Annotated in this window: 15 protein-coding genes; 11 read left to right on the top strand and 4 right to left on the bottom strand. The window is 35.5% G+C overall.

Going from position 1 to position 17,672, the window contains the following annotated elements; genetic code table 11:
* Positions 1-189 precede the first annotated feature (189 nt).
* The 6 genes from NBX25_RS01000 (at position 190) to NBX25_RS00975 (ending at position 7,128) form a co-directional block, all read left to right on the top strand.
* Complete coding sequence (locus NBX25_RS01000; protein WP_250252401.1) at positions 190-765, top strand: DUF4840 domain-containing protein; 576 nt, start codon at positions 190-192, stop codon at positions 763-765.
* A gap of 94 nt (positions 766-859) precedes the next feature.
* Positions 860-1,426 (top strand): RNA polymerase sigma factor, encoded by a 567-nt coding sequence (locus tag NBX25_RS00995; RefSeq protein WP_123858499.1) that lies wholly within the window; start codon positions 860-862, stop codon positions 1,424-1,426.
* A complete protein-coding gene (locus tag NBX25_RS00990) occupies positions 1,419-2,816 on the top strand; it encodes a porin family protein (protein WP_250252398.1) in 1,398 nt (465 codons plus the stop codon). Before NBX25_RS00995 ends, NBX25_RS00990 begins: the two co-directional genes overlap by 8 nt.
* 45 nt (positions 2,817-2,861) lie before the next feature.
* On the top strand, positions 2,862-3,824 hold the full coding sequence (locus NBX25_RS00985; protein ID WP_250252397.1) for a T9SS type A sorting domain-containing protein: 963 nt from the start codon (positions 2,862-2,864) through the stop codon (positions 3,822-3,824).
* Between the two features lie 667 nt (positions 3,825-4,491).
* Entirely contained in the window at positions 4,492-5,460 is a 969-nt protein-coding gene (locus NBX25_RS00980) for a hypothetical protein (RefSeq protein WP_250252396.1), read from the top strand.
* 132 nt (positions 5,461-5,592) lie between these two features.
* Positions 5,593-7,128, top strand: coding sequence for a YifB family Mg chelatase-like AAA ATPase (locus tag NBX25_RS00975; RefSeq protein WP_123909432.1), 1,536 nt, complete (start codon positions 5,593-5,595; stop codon positions 7,126-7,128).
* A gap of 93 nt (positions 7,129-7,221) precedes the next feature.
* Here the strand turns inward: NBX25_RS00975 and NBX25_RS00970 are convergent, their stop codons facing one another.
* The gene (locus tag NBX25_RS00970; RefSeq protein ID WP_250252394.1) at positions 7,222-8,445 is read right to left on the bottom strand and encodes a spondin domain-containing protein; all 1,224 of its coding nucleotides are present in this window, start codon (positions 8,443-8,445) and stop codon (positions 7,222-7,224) included.
* Positions 8,446-8,669: 224 nt separating this feature from the next.
* Here NBX25_RS00970 and NBX25_RS00965 point away from each other — a divergent pair, with 224 nt between their 5' ends.
* A complete protein-coding gene (locus NBX25_RS00965; protein ID WP_250252392.1) occupies positions 8,670-10,706 on the top strand; it encodes a hypothetical protein in 2,037 nt (678 codons plus the stop codon).
* A gap of 204 nt (positions 10,707-10,910) precedes the next feature.
* Entirely contained in the window at positions 10,911-11,192 is a 282-nt protein-coding gene (locus NBX25_RS00960; protein ID WP_250252390.1) for a hypothetical protein, read from the top strand.
* A gap of 17 nt (positions 11,193-11,209) precedes the next feature.
* Here NBX25_RS00960 and NBX25_RS00955 read toward each other — a convergent pair whose 3' ends face one another.
* Together NBX25_RS00955 and NBX25_RS00950 are read right to left on the bottom strand one after the other, a co-directional pair.
* Positions 11,210-11,686 carry a YdeI/OmpD-associated family protein gene (locus NBX25_RS00955; RefSeq protein WP_250252388.1) on the bottom strand — a complete coding sequence of 159 codons (477 nt, stop codon included), beginning with the start codon at positions 11,684-11,686 and terminating at the stop codon, positions 11,210-11,212.
* Positions 11,687-11,762: 76 nt separating this feature from the next.
* Positions 11,763-13,967, bottom strand: a complete 2,205-nt coding sequence (locus NBX25_RS00950; RefSeq protein WP_250252386.1) for a S46 family peptidase — start codon at positions 13,965-13,967, stop codon at positions 11,763-11,765.
* Between the two features lie 86 nt (positions 13,968-14,053).
* Here NBX25_RS00950 and NBX25_RS00945 point away from each other — a divergent pair, with 86 nt between their 5' ends.
* Positions 14,054-14,488: an META domain-containing protein gene (locus tag NBX25_RS00945; RefSeq protein ID WP_250252385.1), complete on the top strand. Its 435-nt coding sequence runs from the start codon at positions 14,054-14,056 to the stop codon at positions 14,486-14,488.
* A gap of 416 nt (positions 14,489-14,904) precedes the next feature.
* On the opposite strand, the gene NBX25_RS00940 is transcribed toward NBX25_RS00945, so the two are convergent.
* A complete protein-coding gene (locus NBX25_RS00940) occupies positions 14,905-15,612 on the bottom strand; it encodes a LytR/AlgR family response regulator transcription factor (protein WP_250252384.1) in 708 nt (235 codons plus the stop codon).
* A 195-nt stretch (positions 15,613-15,807) separates the two neighbouring features.
* Between NBX25_RS00940 and hflX the strand changes: the two genes are divergently transcribed.
* Together hflX and NBX25_RS00930 are read left to right on the top strand one after the other, a co-directional pair.
* On the top strand, positions 15,808-17,031 hold the full coding sequence (gene hflX, locus NBX25_RS00935) for a GTPase HflX (RefSeq protein ID WP_250252382.1): 1,224 nt from the start codon (positions 15,808-15,810) through the stop codon (positions 17,029-17,031).
* Entirely contained in the window at positions 17,031-17,660 is a 630-nt protein-coding gene (locus NBX25_RS00930; RefSeq protein WP_123909426.1) for a DUF4919 domain-containing protein, read from the top strand. The genes hflX and NBX25_RS00930 overlap by 1 nt, the downstream gene beginning before the upstream one ends.
* Positions 17,661-17,672: the final 12 nt, after the last annotated feature.

Genomic DNA, 17,672 nt, shown 5'->3' with positions numbered 1-17,672 from the left:
TGAATTCCAGAACAATTATCATTTTTTATTGAAAAACTAATCATTTGAATTGATTTTTTTATTCATGAAATCAATGAGTTACGTAAAAATTTGATATTTTTTGAAAAAAACATGCAAGATTTCCGGGAAATGAGATTTATATCAATGAGTACTCAAAATAATTAATGTTTAATGAAAAAAAATAATGGAATGAAAAAATTTACAGTAACTCAATTTTTAACAGCTATTTTGATCGTATTAACAGGATTTTCTTTGTATTCATGCAGTGTTGATGGTCCGGAAATAAGACCCGTAAAACTGGAAGATGTAAATGGGAATTATAAAGGAAGACTTATTACCATACAAGGAGATAGCAAGTCAGAAAAAATAAAAAATTTTAAAGCAAAAAAAGATACGATTATGTTTTCAGAATTTCCGGTGGATGAAATTGTGAAAACAGTGGTGAAAGATCCGTTAAAAGCAGAAGCAGCGATTAAAGCAATAGGAAAGGTAAAATATGATATTAAATATACAGCGTCTATAAATGCAGGCAATAATGTGATTGAATTATCCTTGAGTCCTAAACCATTGATGATTCTGATTCCTGTAGATGGTGTGAACAAAAAGGCAGAAGTGGTATTGAATGCAAAGCAGAAAGGGTTTTATGTGGGAATGGATGGCTCACTGCGATTTGCTTTAACAGCAGAGAAAATTACCGTAGACGGTACAGTACTTGCCCCTTATGAAGCTATTAATTATAATTTTCCGTTCTGTGTAAAATATTAATTAACGGTTATTACTATAAATAGATTGTATTTATACGATGCAATCTATTTTAGCTTTAAAATTTTAATCAAAATATCGTATACTGGAGCAGTACATGGGAGAAAGTAAAGAACAGATGTTGGTAAACCGCCTTCTGCAGAAGGAGGAAACCGCCTGGAAGGAGCTTTTTGGAGCTTATTCAGGTAATCTGTCCTATGTGTGCTCCCGGTATATAACAGAAAAAGAAGATGTGCATGATGTCCTTCAGAACAGTTTTATCAAAATGTTTCGCTCAATAGAGTCATTTGAATATAGAGGTGATGGTTCTCTTAGAGCATGGATTACGCGTATTACCGTAAATGAATCTCTGAAGCATATCAGGCAGAAAGGAGACTTTAAATCTTCCGTTGAAGTAGAGGAGCTTCCTGATCTTCCCAATGAAGAAGAACCTGATTTTGAGGAAATTCCGAAAGAAGACATCATGAAGTTAATTCATTCTCTTCCAGATGGATATAGAACTGTTTTCAACCTATACGTGTTTGAAAAGAAAAGTCATAAAGAAATTGCATTGTTGCTGGGAATTGCAGAAAATTCTTCAGCATCACAGTTTCACCGTGCAAAAGGGCTGTTGGTTCAGAAAGTAAAGGAATTTAAAATGTCAAAAAAAGCACAATATGAATAACGAATGGCTCAATAACCTGCGAAGCAGAATGGAGAACCATGAAGAAGAGGTTCCGGAAGGATTGTGGGATGACATCAAGGATGAATTGTTCTCAGGAGAAGAGGAAAATAAGCTGGTGACAGGAATTATTCCTGCAACCGACACTGAAAATGAAGAAAAGAAGACCGATAGAGGAGGTGTTGGAAGTATAATCTGGCTTTATCGTATCGGAAGTGTAGCTGCAGCAGCTGTTTTGATTTTTATGATGATAAAGATGTGGCCGGAAGAAAATCAAAAAAAACTTACACAAAATTTATCAGATCCTCATAAAGGAACAGATAGAAAGCTGCCTTTGAAAAATGAACAACAGCAGGAGAATATAAAGATTGAGGAGAAATCAAAGGCGGATTTTTCTTTAGCACAAAATGATTTTGATACAATAGATTCTCCTGTCAAAAATATAAAATACACAAAGGCTGAAGAGAAAGGGAAAAGAGGCGCTGAAAATCAAGGAAATAATCAGGTTATTATCAAAATACCTGTAACAAAGGAATCAGTATCCATTTATGATAATAAACCGCAGGAAATGCCTCTGGCGAATGATAAAATAGAGAATAAAGAGGCTGAAAAAGAAATAAATAAGGTGGAAAATGAGCTGTCTGAAAAATATGCAGATAATGCTAAAGTGAAGAATATAAAGGCTCGTTCTGAGAGGAAATGGATGCTCAGTATGCTTACAGGAAATGCCTCCTCCAATTCTGCAGAGCAGCAGTTTCATGGTTATGCTTCTGTCAGCGGAAAACCAATGAATTTTGAGCAGGTATGGAGCGCTTCCGAGTATGTAGATGATCCTTTGACACAAATACTATTGGCCAACCAAAGTAAGCCGGTAGAAGCCAGGATCAGACATAAAGTTCCGGTAACATTCGGGCTATCGGTGTATTATAATCTGGGAAAAAGATGGGGAATTGGGACAGGTTTGAATTATACCAAACTGGCTTCAGAACTTCATTCAGGAAGCAATGATAATTATATTAAAGGAGAGCAGAAAGTTCACTATCTCGGAATTCCTGTTCAGGTTAATTATAATGTTATTCAGAAAGGAAGGTTTACAGGGTATATTACAGGAGGTGCACTGGTAGAGAAACCAATAGCAGGGAGTATTACAACAAGTTATGTAGTACATGATGAGGTAAAGGAGACTTCGAAGGAAAATCTGGATCATAAACCGCTGTCATTTTCAGTGAATACGGCAGTAGGGCTCCAGGTGAAAGTGGTTAATAGACTAGGAATTTATGCGGAGCCGGGGATTGGTTATCATTTTAAAGATGAGAATTCTCCCAACACCATTTATAAAGAAAAACCCCTGCATTTTAATGTGAAATTCGGGATCAGATTGTTGATTGATTAATGCTGATGACTTTTAAAACAGAAATCAACTTAAATGTCAATATATATGAAAACAAAACTGATTTTTTTAACATTTTTATTATTTAACCTTCTGATTGTAAAGGCGCAGTGTAACCCTACTATTACCAGTCCAAGGCTGGGGGCTATCTTTGCAGATAAAATCCTGTTTTGTGAAAGTGAAGATGAAATTCTTTCTACTACACAGACATATTCTTCTTATCAGTGGTATAAACAGGAATGGACCTGGCAAAGTCCTAATAATAATCCTTGGGAGGTCATTCCCGGAGCCACATCACAGCAGTTAACCATCAATGGGAATGATCAATTGTATTATTTCAAAGTAAAAGTTACACAAGGAGATTGTATTGAAGAAAGCCCTGCAGTAATGGCAGATGGGTATGTTTATGGTCTTCCTGCCATGATGTCTACCTTTGTTCCCGGAACTTATGAGATTGTAGATGGTGGAATAGCCCATGTATGCAATGAAGCTCCTGTAAAGTTTGATGATGTATTTCCTGTCGTGTATGGCCCTCATACATGGTTCAAATGTGTTCCGACAACTACGGCCCCATTTACCGGAGATCCTTGTGTAATTCCTAATCAGACCGGGGATAGCTATACCACTTCTGAACCTGGAGAATATGGTTTCTATGCCTGTACAGAATATTGTCCCAATCAATGCCAAATGTTAGATCCTTTTGCCTTTGTAAAATTAGAATATGGTAATTGGGAGTTCTGTGGAAAATTAGGAACAGGAGAAGTAAAACCTAAAGAAAATAAATTAAATATATACCCCAATCCTACAGCACAGTTCCTTTATATTGGCAAAGAATCAGAAGAATATAAAGAGATTAACATTATGGATATGTCCGGGAAACTGATTTTGAAGAAAAATGACCATCAATACAGACAAGCCATTGATGTAAGCCATTTGGTTCCCGGAAATTATATCATCGTTTCTAAAAGTAGTAAAGGAGAAGTCTATAGAAATAAATTCATAAAAAAATAAAGGATTAAATAATCTTTTCGTTAGTTTTTAATAGTGGTTAAATCGGTACATGTATTTGTGCCGATTTTATTTTGATACAGATTATCTATAATTCTGTGATGAGTATCTTATAAAAAACAGCTATAAATTGAAAGATTTCTATATATCTGCTTTGTATGTAGGGATAAAGACTTTGTTATTTGAACTTGATTTTATATAATATTGTATTTCTGTTTGATTATCAATGATATTGAAATATGACCCTGATGAAATGAGAAATAATAGACTTTTTATGTTTCACATGAAACAATGAGTATGTTTTTTTGTTATTATGGATCATTTTTTATTGTAAGGTATTTTATTTTAATAAGTTATCCGAAGTGTGTTTTTGCCGTGTTTGATAATATCTTCTATGAATAAAGCAAAAATCATCAAATAATACTTTATCCAACAACTAAAATTTGCAAGAATCCGGAGATTGTTCTGCCATTATTCATCATTCACATAAAAGTACCATAGGCTTTACCCTTTCCAAACGAATCAGATCCATGTATTTCATTATACTTTGTATGATTATAAAAGTCTAGTTTACAATCATTTTTTTAAATCAATTCAAGTGAAAATTCACCTTTATGAAAATTTTTAGAGTTCTGCCGTGAGATTTTTACGATATTTATCAAAATGTTTAATGATGGAATTGAATCTTAATAAACTGCTTTTGCCTTTGATGGTATTCTGTACCGTGTTGATATATGCTCAAAAAAATGAAGAAAACATCGATGGGGTGTATAAAGCAAAGGGAGCGGCCTTTGTTATTAATAAAAATAAAACATTTGTGATCATTGCCTATGCAACCTTGATAAAAGGAACATGGACTGTTGAAAAAGATCTTCTCTATCTGAAGCCTATAAATCCAGAAGCTAAATTTTATATGTATGCCCGCAAAAACCCTGACATAAAAGAAGGAATGAGAGTCAATTTTACTGGTGATGGTATAGGAAATAGCAATATTGTAGTGGGTGAATTTCCAAACAAAATGCAATCTCTTTTCAACGATGGAGCTAACTGCCTGGATTATCCCAATGTCCATATTTTCAAAGAAAAATTTTCTGCTATTACCTTATTGGAAGAAAAAAACTCTGAAAATAGGATAGAGGCAGATATTCCAAAATTGATGTATCAATTTTCAACCGGTGATTATAATGATTTTATTGTTCAGCATATGCAGGATAGCTTATATCATCATGATTTTATTTTTAAAATTACAAAAAAAGGGTTGTCAGATGTGAATAGAGATTCAGATGAAGTTATTAAAAAACATTCTGTTAAAGAGGTGTTTTCCAATGAAAAAGAATTAGAATTTTTGAATCAATCTTTCAATATGGCTTTTGCCGCAGATTATAAGTTGGTGAACAATTCCTATAACACAAATGATGATATGAACGGCACAATAGATTTGAATGACTATAAATATGACAAATTAAGGAATGTATACATAAATCCTGCTGTGCCAGTCAAACAACTGAATTTTAAAAGTAAAGACTATCATTATAATGATGTATTGATGAAATTTGATAGAATTACAGGCACTTCACAGCCTCGGGTTGCTGTAAAAAAGTCAGGGAAACCTCTGTTTGTTGCTAATTGTAATAACTAAGAATTAAATAGATTTTAAACATTCACTTTTCTTAAAATCATTTTCAAAATTTTATTTTCTATAGAAAATTATCAGCATAACTATCAGATTTTTAAAATAGTATATTAATTACATTTACTTCAAAAACACATTATGCTGATCAAAATTTATGGCAGTGCTATTCATGGCGTTGCGGCCCAGACGATAACGATTGAAGTAAATGTAGATACTGGTGGAGTAGGATACCATCTGGTAGGGCTTCCTGATAATGCCATCAAAGAAAGCAGTTACAGGATTTCTGCTGCATTGAAAAATGTAGGGTATAAAATTCCCGGAAAAAAAATTACAATTAATATGGCTCCGGCTGATCTGAGAAAAGAAGGTTCCGCTTATGATCTAAGTATAGCTATTGGCATTTTAGCCGCATCAGATCAGATTCTGGCCGAAGAAATTCAAAACTATATCATTATGGGTGAGCTTTCGCTGGACGGAAGCCTACAGCCTATCAAAGGAGTTTTACCAATCGCAATTCAGGCTAGGGAAGAGGGTTTTAAAGGAATTATTCTTCCCATACAAAATGCAAGGGAGGCGGCGATTGTTAACGATCTTGAGGTTTATGGGGTAGAAAATATAAAGACAGTTATTGATTTTTTTAATGAAGGAAAACCTATTGAGAAGGTGATACTGGATACCCAAAAAGAATTTCATGAAAGAATTAATAATTTCCCATTTGATTTCTCAGAAGTTAAGGGCCAGGAAACGGCAAAAAGAGCCATGGAAGTGGCTGCTGCCGGTGGTCATAATATCATTCTGATCGGCCCTCCAGGAAGTGGAAAAACAATGTTGGCCAAAAGAGTTCCGAGTATTTTACCTCCCTTAACATTAAAAGAGGCTCTGGAAACTACAAAAATACATTCCGTGGCAGGGAAAATAGGAACAGAAGCTTCATTAATGACGGTTCGCCCTTTTAGATCTCCCCACCACACGATTTCAGATGTTGCCCTTGTAGGTGGAGGGAGTTACCCTCAGCCAGGAGAAATTTCACTGGCTCATAATGGAGTTCTGTTTCTGGATGAAATGCCAGAATTTAAACGGACAGTGCTGGAAGTGATGAGGCAACCTTTAGAAGATCGGGAAGTGACCATTTCAAGAGCTAGGTTTACGGTCAATTATCCTGCAAGCTTTATGCTAGTCGCTTCAATGAATCCCAGTCCAAGTGGCTTTTTTCCGGATGACCCCAATAATACCTCATCTGTATATGAAATGCAGCGGTATATGAATAAGCTTTCCGGACCGCTTTTAGACAGGATTGATATTCATATTGAAGTTCAGAAAGTAGAATTTGAACAGCTTTCAGAAAAGAGAAAAGGAGAGAAAAGTAAAGATATCCGGGAAAGGGTTCTGAAAGCAAGAGAGATTCAGAATGAACGATATAAAAATCTTAATATCAGCAGCAATGCCCAGATTGGCCCAAAAGAAATTGAAGCATTCTGTGAATTGGATGAAGCGTCTTTCAAACTTATTAAGTTGGCTATGGAAAAACTGAACCTTTCCGCCAGAGCATATGACAGGATCCTTAAAGTTGCCCGTACCATTGCTGATCTTGAAGCATCCGAAAAAATACTCTCCCATCATATTTCTGAAGCCATACAGTACAGGAGTTTAGACCGGGAATTTTGGAATGCTTAGTGACGATTAGAATGTTGTCTTTGTAATTTAACCTCCTAACATAAAAATACCAGACAGAAAGCTGCCTGGTATTTTTTATTTCATCATATGAATTTAGTTCACCGTGACCTTAATTACATTTTGTACAGCAGGAACAGGATACTGGTTTCCAACTTTTGAAATAACCATGGATTCACTTTGTGGGGTTCCTCCAAATAACGCCTGGCGGTTTCCAGCTCCAGGGTATTGATCTACTCCAGTACCGGAATCAAATAAAGCTGTTTTGGAGCTCAGCTCACCCTTTACTGTTGCGTCAATACTTACTTCATTTGCATAGAACCAATCATTGGAAAAACCAAACATGGTAACGTAAGCAATTTTATCCCCCGGATCTGCTTTGAAATTAGTCATAATTTTATTTCCCGGTGGAACAGGAGCATTTCCGGCAACATAGATTCCTTTAATCCCTGGTAAAGATTGTAAGCTGCTTTGAAGTTTACTTACATTTCCAAATTGGGCAATCTCCTTTAATCCCATTCCATTATCCATTTTTCCCAATTCATAGATTGGATTTTTATCTCCGCGATAAATTACAACCAAAGCAGGGGAAAGGCCTGTTATAATCCCAGTATTGGCGCTAAGCTTTGCTGTCATCTTACCAATACTTCCCATCTGGGCTATGTCCGTAATTTCGGGATTAGATAAAGCATTCGGAGTAAAGAACGGTGCGTTGTTTAGCAGCTGAGAGCCGTTGTAATTAGAAACAGCCCAGACTCCAGGTGAAAAAGGCGTTTCATTGGCTGTTCCACCAGAAGTATTGGTAATTGTTAATGTGAATTCCGACGTCATCTCATTGTAGTCAAGATTAAGTTTCATCAGCTGTGAGGCATTCACATTAGGAACCTGAGCAATAGGCTTGCTTTCCACTTGTCCGGTCATATTATCCTTCGTTCCGTTGTCCCACAGCAATACGCTGGAAGAAACATCTCCGGTAATGGCTTTCCCGTTGGTTTCAAACAATTTGATGCCTGGCTGTTGAGAAGCAAAGAACCAATCTTTTGAAGCGCCATACATCGTTGCGAACATCAATGCCTGTGTTTTCCCCGCACTGAACTTGACGGATACGGATTGTCCGGGTAAAATGACAGGAACGGCTCCGGTTCCCTGAAAGTTCCCACTTTCCACAAAATCTTTTGGGGTAATGACATTTTCAAAGATGATGGTTCTTTGAGAAGATAAATCCATCATATTATTGTCTGAATCATTGCAGGAAGAAAGAGTAAATGCTGTCATAATTCCTGCTACAGCCACCGTAATTTTTAAAAAGGTCCTTTTCATAATAGTGATTTTTTTAAGTTGTATTTAAAAGGATAGTCGGGGACTTTTTCTAATCCTGACAAAAAAATTTTTTAATAATGGAAATAAAGGGGGGTAGGAGGATTTTTTTAGAAATAATACGTCAAGTTTTGGCGTTGGGTAGGACTAAATTTGCTTGAGAACAAAAGATGAATAGTTACCTAAGATAATCTTTGTTTCAAAACTAACCAACAAAAAATATTTTTATGAGTTTTCCATGTATTGTAAAGAACACTATGGCTGAGATGAAAAACCTATCGGCTTCAGAAGTAACAGATCTTCAAAATGGTGTTTATAAGGGAGTCTGTCTTTTAGGATATTATGAAAAAAGAGATACTCCCAACCCTATTGTTTATCACTTGTCTGCCACACTAGATGCAGATGATGCAGGGAGTATCGTTGAGACCGGAGGGATCAAGCTGGAACATAATTTTGCCCATGATTTGGATATCAGATACTTTGGGGTAAAAGGGAATGGAATGTATGATGATTCTCAATCTGTAATATCCTATTTTAAGTATGTAAATGCTAATAACCTCTTTTGGGTGATTCCGGGAAAATGTAAAGTGGTTGTAAAGCAGTCTTTTGAAATTAAAACAAGTGGGAGATGTGATGGGAAATTTATCCTGATTAATGAAAATACAGAGGTTGCCATAAAGATTACCCGAAAATTTAATGAGGAAATAGTGGATATAAGTTCATGGATTCCTGGAAAAATGAAAAGAGGAAGTGTTGATGTAGGCTTTAGTAATATTGGAGCTGTTAACTTATTCTTTCAATCTGAGGAGATTTTAACTGATCGTGATAATTCTTTAGAAACAGCTTATAAAAAGAGTGAGTTTATTAGAAGTTTAGATGGTAGATTGACAACGCCTTTAGTTTGTTCTTATCTGCAAGAAGCTAATTCACCCCCGCTAAATGTGAAGAAATTTGTTCCGGAGGAACATATCACTATAGATAATCTAACAATTGAAATAGCAGAGTCTTTAAATAAAGAAGCATATTTATTTGTATATAGGGATAATGTTACTCTTAATAGTCCACAAATTCTTAATAAGCTTAATAATTTTGGTGCCGTAGCACTGGAAGTGAATGCTTGCGCTGATGTTATCATAAATAGTCCTTTTATACATGGATTCAGGAAAGATGGTAGTGGTTATGGTATTGCAAATTATTATTCAATAGGACTTGTTATTAATGATGGAAACGTAATAGAATGCAGACATGGTTATACCGGTAGAAATAGTGTAGATGTTACGATCAACAGAGGTGTTTGGCAAGATGGGATAGATGACCATTGGACAGATAGATTTATAGCTAATCATACTATAGTAAAAACAGGTCTAGGGGCGGCGGCATTTCAATTTGCAGGCAATGATATTACTCTAAATTCTCCCGTAGTAAATGGGAGTGCTACTATATTCTTTGGAATCAGATTGGATACTCCCAGCTTAGGAGGAATTGTAAAGATAAATACCCCTGTTTTTAATAGCGAAAATCCTAATGACCAATCAGGCAAAAGAGATATCTATATGTTCTCGTATACTACTCCTGGGGGTAATGTTGGAGATAAAATGCTGGATAAATATAAGGTAACTCCAAAACTTCCTGAAAGTCTTCATATAATCAATCCAATTATTAATACAGATGCAGGTAAAGTATATGGATTTTTTTTAGGTGTGTTGAATAGGGAGTATGTTAACATTAAACACCTGAGAATTACAGATACGATTCTCAATGCGAAGTCTACGACAAGTTATGCTGCTGTACAAATTATTAAAGATGATATCAAACAGTTGATCTACGATACAAATATAGAAATTAGCGGGAGGTTGACAACAAATGCACTTGATACAACATGTGTCTATTTAAATTCTATAGATCACAAAGTTAATAGCCGCCGAGCTAATATATATTTAACTGACTGTTTTGGGTATGGTAGAATTGTGTTTAGTGGCGCAAATTTAGGAGAACTGATTATGGATGGAGGAACGATTAATAGTTTCAATACCGATTACGCAAGTGCATCGTTTTCTACTTCTAATATCCAGTTTAATAATGTAGAATGGAAAGGCGGAGTTATTGACATGTTGAGTCATGCTCTTTTTCAAAACTGTGTCTTTACCGGAGATTATACATTTCCTTCAGCAGACAGTGTGTCTTTTGTAAATAATGTAAAACATGCCAATGTTTCAGGGTTGCCAACAAATATTGTAAATGATTTAAAGGCTCCATTTGTATAAAATAGATCTAAATGATCCAAATGAGATAAAGGCTGCCCGGAATTTTTCGGGCAACCTTTTTATATATTCCTTTTTTTTTAATAAGTTGGTTATCTGTCAGGTTATTTTTGATAGCTCATTTTTAATAAATAACACGTCGAGTTCTGTCGCTACAGATCAAGATTTTTGTTTCAGGATAAAAAATATAATCAAAAATAACAGAAAATGAATAATTGTATGGTAATAGCTAAGGAATTTGTAGCCTATGAAAGTGTAGTGATAGATCTTAAATCATCTGGCGTTGCAAACAGGCTCAATTCATTGATCTTTAAGAACCAAAGAGGAAAATCTGCACAGTTTTTATGGCAACCTGATAATATACAAAAGAGAGGATATTTTAAAGAGGTGATAAACGATCTTGGTGTGAAGATTGCTCATTATGACGGATTTCTAACAGTTACCAACGGCGGTGGGCAACAATATTTAGAAGCAGAAGTGAAAATGTAATAGGTAAAGAAAGGAGTCTATATCCCCTTTTTTCCTTCAAGAATCATCTGAATCATTTTTATCTTTCTGTTTTCTCTTGTTTCAGGCTTCTTAGCTTCTTCAATCCAGCGGATATATTCTTTTTTATGAGTATAACTCATCTTATCAAATAATACTTTTGCATCCGGATTTTCATTAAATATAAAAGCAATATCATTGGCAATCTCAACAATTCGTTCTTCCTTATCTTCAATAAGAGAAACGGAAATTTCATCTCCAAAAGTTTTTCCAAGCTGTTTTCTGATTTCCTGAGTCAGCCCTAATATATGGCAATCGGATTTCATTTTAGCTAGACTTCCGCGATATTCAACCTTCCCATCTAATGTGGCCTTAATTTTTATCTGGCCTTTTTTGTTGAATAGCTCTTCTGTTGAAAAAGGAAACTCTACAAAAGCAGCATTCATTGTTCCGTTTTGTTTAATGATAGCATTGAATAATATAGGTTGAGAACTCATGATCAGTATTTTAATATTCAAAAATAAAAAAAACCGTGAAAATTACTTCCACGGTTTAAAAATATATCAGATAAGATTATTTTTTCTTTGTTTTCTTAGGCATTGTTGTAGTACCTGAGTTTTTAGTTTTTGTATCAGCCGGAGTGTTTGCATCTCTCACAAGCTTTAATTCATCAACTAATCTTCTTGCCCCAGCAAATTTATCAATCGTCCAAAGAACGAAACGAACATCTACGTTGATTGTTTTCTGCCATTCAGGCTCGAATACGATATCTCCGCTTAATGCTTCGCTGTTTCCGTCAAATGCAATACCGATAAGGTTTCCGTCTCCATCAATTACCGGAGAACCAGAGTTACCTCCTGTAATGTCATTGTTAGAAAGGAAGTTTACAGGCATATAACCTTTTGCGTCAGCATACTGTCCAAAATCTTTAAGGTTATAAAGATCGATTACTCTTTGAGGAAGGTCGAATTCTTCATCACCTTTCTTGTATTTTCCAACAAGACCAGACATGTCTGTATAGTAGTTATCTGTAACACCAAAATAGTTTCTGTCTTCTCTGATAGGAAGTTTATCTACAGTACCATAAGTTAATCTCATCGTAGAGTTAGCATCCGGATAGAATTTCTTCTCAGGCATAGCTTTTACTAACCCAGCTAAGAATAGACGGCTGTTTTTAGCGAAATTATCATCTATTTTAACAAATCTTTCATTATTCATTTTCTGATCCGCAACGATACCGTTTGCTGCTTTCCAAAGTGGATCAGCATCAAGTTTTAAAGCATCAGGATTTAATAAGAAGTTTGTAACAGAAGTTTTGTTTGCAAAAATAGAAGAGTAAGCTAAGTTAGAAACCGTTTTAGCATCTAATGCTAAGATGGTAGCAGAAGCAACATCTTTATTTACTCTTGCCTGGTAAAGGCTGGTCATTGCAGCAAGCATTTCTCCTTCTAGTGGAGTGCTGAAGTTTTCATAAGCCGCTTTAATTGCAGCTTCAGTTTTAGACTTCATAGCCAATCTTCCTTGCATATCTTGAGCAGCATAAGCTTTTAAAGCAGAACCTACCTGTAACGCAAGGGAAATATATTTAGCATTTCTAGTGAACTGAGCAGCATAGTTTCTTTCAACACTTCTGTCAGAAGTTTGTTTGTAATAGATACTGATATCATCTAAAATACCATCATACATAGTATTTCCTGGTTGAGCCGCCCATGTTTTGAACTTGTCCTCAATACCTATCTTATCAGTGATCGTTCCGTTTTTCATCACGGCATCAATGGTTCCCTGTCTGTTTTTCCAGTAGTTAGCAACAGAAGCATATTGAGAAGCATAGTTAAGCTGAGTCGCTTTATCTTTATCCATGTACTTCTTCATTACGTCCATTGCCGTTTTAGAAGCTTCAACCCAAGCCGGATAGTCTTTGTTTACCATCTGCTGAATTCCGTAAGAAGTAAGGTAACGGTTTGTTCTGCCAGGATATCCAAGAATCATAGAGAAATCACCAGGCTTAATTCCTTTAAGAGAAACCGGTAAGAAATGCTTAGGCTTCATAGGAACGTTGCTAGGAGAATATTCAGCAGGATTTCCAGCAGCATCAGCATACACTCTGAAAACAGTAAAGTCCGCAGTGTGTCTTGGCCACTCCCAGTTATCCGTATCACCACCGAATTTTCCTAATGATGAAGGAGGTGCACCTACTAATCTAACATCTTTATAGTCTTGATATACAAAATAGTAGAATTCATTTCCGTTGAAGAAATCTTTTACCACTACAGTATATTTTCCGTTTTCAGAGTTTTCTGTTTGGATGGCTTTAGTTTCAGCATCAATTACAGCTTTTCTCTCTGCTCCGGTCATGTTGTTGTTTAGCTTGGATGTGATTCTTTGAGTAGCATCATCCATTCTTACTAAAAATCTTACGTAAAGATCCTTTGCATTGAATTCATCCTTCTGTTTCATGGCCCAGAAACCATTCTTCAGATAATCTTTTTCAGGAGTAGAAGCCGCAGCTACAGCTCCGTAACCACAGTGGTGGTTTGTGAATAAAAGTCCTTTATCAGAAACAATTTCCCCCGTACAGAATCCGCCAAAACTTACAATAGCGTCTTTTAAGCTGGAATTGTTAACTGAATAAATTTCTTCAGGCGTTAGATGTAAACCTTCTTTTTGCATATCAACACCGTTAAGTCTTTTGACAAGCATAAGAAGCCACATCCCCTCATCCGCCCTCATCTGAGCAAAACTCAGCAAGAAAGTGAATAGTAGAAATAGTCTTTTCATTTTATAAAATAATTTTTGTGTCGCTAATTTACTAATTTTTATGAGATTCTGCCCCGGATTGGTACGAAAATGGGATGATAATCAGCATGAAAAAAATATTATTCCCCCTTTTGGCTGTCTTATTCTTAGGACTTATGTTCAATTGTTCCGCTGTCCCGGATAAAAATCCTTATTTACAAAGACAATGGATGTTGGTTTCTTTCGATGGTTTTTCTAAAGATCAGTTGATCGCTCATAAAGCAGAGATGAACCTGACCGGGAAGATGGAAAAAGGTAAGATTTATGGAAGTGCATATATGGGTTGTAACCAGATGTCTTTTACTTCCGAATTTAAAAAAGGCGGAGCTGTGAAGATTTCCCAAGGAGTAAGTACGATGAAAGCCTGTCAGGATATGAATCTGGAAAGCTCTTTTCAGAAGAAGCTTGAGACTATGACAAGGTATTCTGTTGAGGGACATTTTCTTACGTTGTCTGACAACCAAGGGAATACTATGAAATTTGTAGCAGCTGATTGGGATTGATAATCTCAATGCTTACATATAAAAGTCCGCTAATGAGCGGACTTCTTTTGTTTGAAAAATCTAGTTTGGTTATCAGCTTTTCTGGGCTATTAGTTTTTAAGGGTCATTAGTTTTTAGAAATTGTTTTTTTATTTCTGCCAAAGAGGCAGTAGTGGATAGCCCGATCATTGTTTTTGTGTTCCTAGAATTTATTGTATTATGATATGCCTGTCTGTTGGGAATTGTTTTGTAATGTCCTGAAATAAATGCTTTTTCATAGATAACTGTTTTAAGATGATGAATTCAATTTTTTTACATAAGAAAATTCGGAAGACTAAATTACTACCTATCATAACCAGATTGCTGGAAAATAGACCAACTGCAAAAATAATCGACCAATGGCATTTTGATAATTATTGTTGATTTGTAATCGCTTTTTAAGGCTCAAAGAAAGACAGGTTATTTTTATACGTTCTGCCGATAGGAAGCTTGATATGATGAATTAACTCTATTTCATGACAGCTTTTCCCACGGATGAGATGTTTGGGTACCGCATAGCTTCTGTGTATCCTCACAAAAGAATCGAAAAAACTTTTATGTAAAAGGTTTCCCAGAGAATCAAGAATACAGTGTTTTTTTTCAAGTGTAATGATTCGGGTGTAATCTTTGAGTGCCTCCAGGTAAAGAATATCCGTCTTTCTGATCTGAAAGATGTTTCCACTTTCCTTAATTTTAATAAAATCATGCCCCAATATAGCATCATAGTGTTCACATTTTTCTTTTACCTTGAAAAACTCGAAGAGCCTCTGCATGGAGTAATGAAAACGTTCTGAAGTGAGGGGTTTGGTGATAAAATCCAGGGTGTTGATCTCAAAAACACAGGCGGCCACTTCCGGATGGGAGCTTACAAAGATACAAGCAGGAATTCGATGCGCTAGTTTGCGAAACTCCAGGCCGCTCATCCCTTTTAAATTGGTTTCGGCGATCAGAAGATCAATGGGAAGTTCGAGATAAGGAATTGCTTTTTCAGCCGAATCAAAAGAAGCGACAATTTCTATATTCTCATACTGTTTAATATAATGCTGAAGAACCAGCCTGTCCAGTTCATCATCATCAATAATCATACATCTAATATGGGTAATCATGATTTTCTGGAAATTAATTTTTAAGTTAAACGTTTAAAAATCAGAAAATTATTATATAAAGTTATTGATTTTTTATAAAATAATAAATAATTGAGATTAAATTTATATTAAAAAATGTTATTAACGAAAAATTGATTTTGTTTTTTTTCTGAAAAATATTATCTTGTAAAAATCATAAACATAGACAGAACTTTAATGTTAGAAAAGAAAGAACATAATTATGAGAAGGCAGTCCTGGTGGGTATTATTACTCAAAATCAGGATGAAGAAAAACTGGTGGAATATATGGATGAACTGGAGTTTTTGGCTTTCACAGCTGGGGCAACCGTACAAAAGCGGTTCACTCAAAAATTAACACAGCCTGACTCCAAAACCTTTATTGGAAGCGGAAAAGCACTCGAAATAAAAGAATATGTAAAGGAAAACGAAATCGGAACGGTAATTTTTGACGACGAACTTTCTCCTTCACAGCTTAAAAATCTGGAAAGAGAAATGGAGGTTAAAATCTTAGACCGTACCAATCTTATTCTCGATATTTTTGCCCAAAGAGCACAGACTTCTTATGCAAGAACTCAGGTAGAATTGGCTCAATACCAATATCTTTTACCTCGATTGACCAGAATGTGGACTCACTTGGAACGTCAGAAGGGAGGTATCGGGATGAGAGGTCCCGGTGAAACGGAGATTGAAACTGACCGTCGTATCATTCGTGACAGAATTACTTTATTGAAGGATAAACTGAAAATCATCGATAAGCAAATGGCTACTCAGCGTAACAATCGCGGAAAAGTGGTGCGAGCAGCTTTGGTAGGATACACGAACGTTGGAAAATCTACCTTGATGAATTCTATTTCAAAATCTGAGGTATTTGCTGAAAATAAATTATTTGCGACCCTGGATACCACGGTACGAAAAGTTGTAATCGGAAATCTTCCGTTTTTGCTTACGGATACTGTAGGTTTTATCAGAAAATTGCCTACTCAGCTGGTAGAATCATTTAAATCTACGTTGGATGAGGTTCGTGAAGCAGATCTTTTGATTCATGTGGTTGATATTTCTCACGAAAGTTTTGAAGATCACATTGACTCTGTTAATCAGATATTAATGGATATTAATGCTCATCAGAAGCCAATGATTATGGTGTTCAACAAAATTGATGGCTTTAGCTATGAGAAAAAAGATGAAGATGATCTGACCCCTGGTACAAAGAAGAATGTTTCTCTTGATGAATGGAAAAAAACGTGGATGGCCAAATCAAAGCACCCCACCGTTTTCATTTCTGCTTTGACCAAGGAGAACTTCCCTGAAATGAAAAAAATGATCTACGATGAGGTTATGAAAATTCATATCTCCAGATTCCCATACAATGATTTCCTTTTCGAATACTTTGATGACGAAGAGGAAGAAAACAACAATTAATGAAATATCATTTTTTCCTTTTATTCATTCTGCTTTCGGTTTTTGGGTTCAGCCAGAAATCAAAAGTAGACTTTAAAGCCATTGAAAAGAGCCTTAAAAGTTCTGATTCTCCATATAATTACGAGAAACTTATTTTTAAGTACAAAGGATATCCGAAATCTCTGGATAGTATAGAAGCACAATATCTTTACTATGGAAGGAGTTTTAGAGAAGATAAGATAAGTACTTCAGACGAAGGTTTCAAAAATCTGGCAGAAGCTTTTAAGCAAAATAATTTTGAAGAATGTATCAAACAGGGAAAGGCTTTGTATGAGAAAGACCCTACCAATCTGGACATTTTGCTAATCTTGCTCAGAGCATATGATTCTCTAAAGGATGGGAATAATTTTATACATCACCTGAGTCAGTTTCGGGCTTTGGCAGATGGAATAAAAAGTTCCGGAGACGGAAAGTCTGAGAAAACGGCTTACCTGGTGAATTCGGTGGGAGACGAATACATTCTGCTGAATATTCTGAATATAGGAAATGATTACACCAGAGGATCAAAGCCATCGAAGGATGGCATGTTTGATATCTGGGAAAAAGGCGGTCAGAAGATATACATCAAGGTCCTTTACTTAGACTTATAAATTAATTTTAAA

The organism is Chryseobacterium sp. Marseille-Q3244 (genome assembly GCF_940807095.1).
Classification (GTDB): Bacteria; Bacteroidota; Bacteroidia; order Flavobacteriales; family Weeksellaceae; genus Chryseobacterium.
The sequence above is the reverse complement of the archived record's forward strand: the minus strand, read 5'-3'. Positions and strand labels throughout refer to the sequence as shown.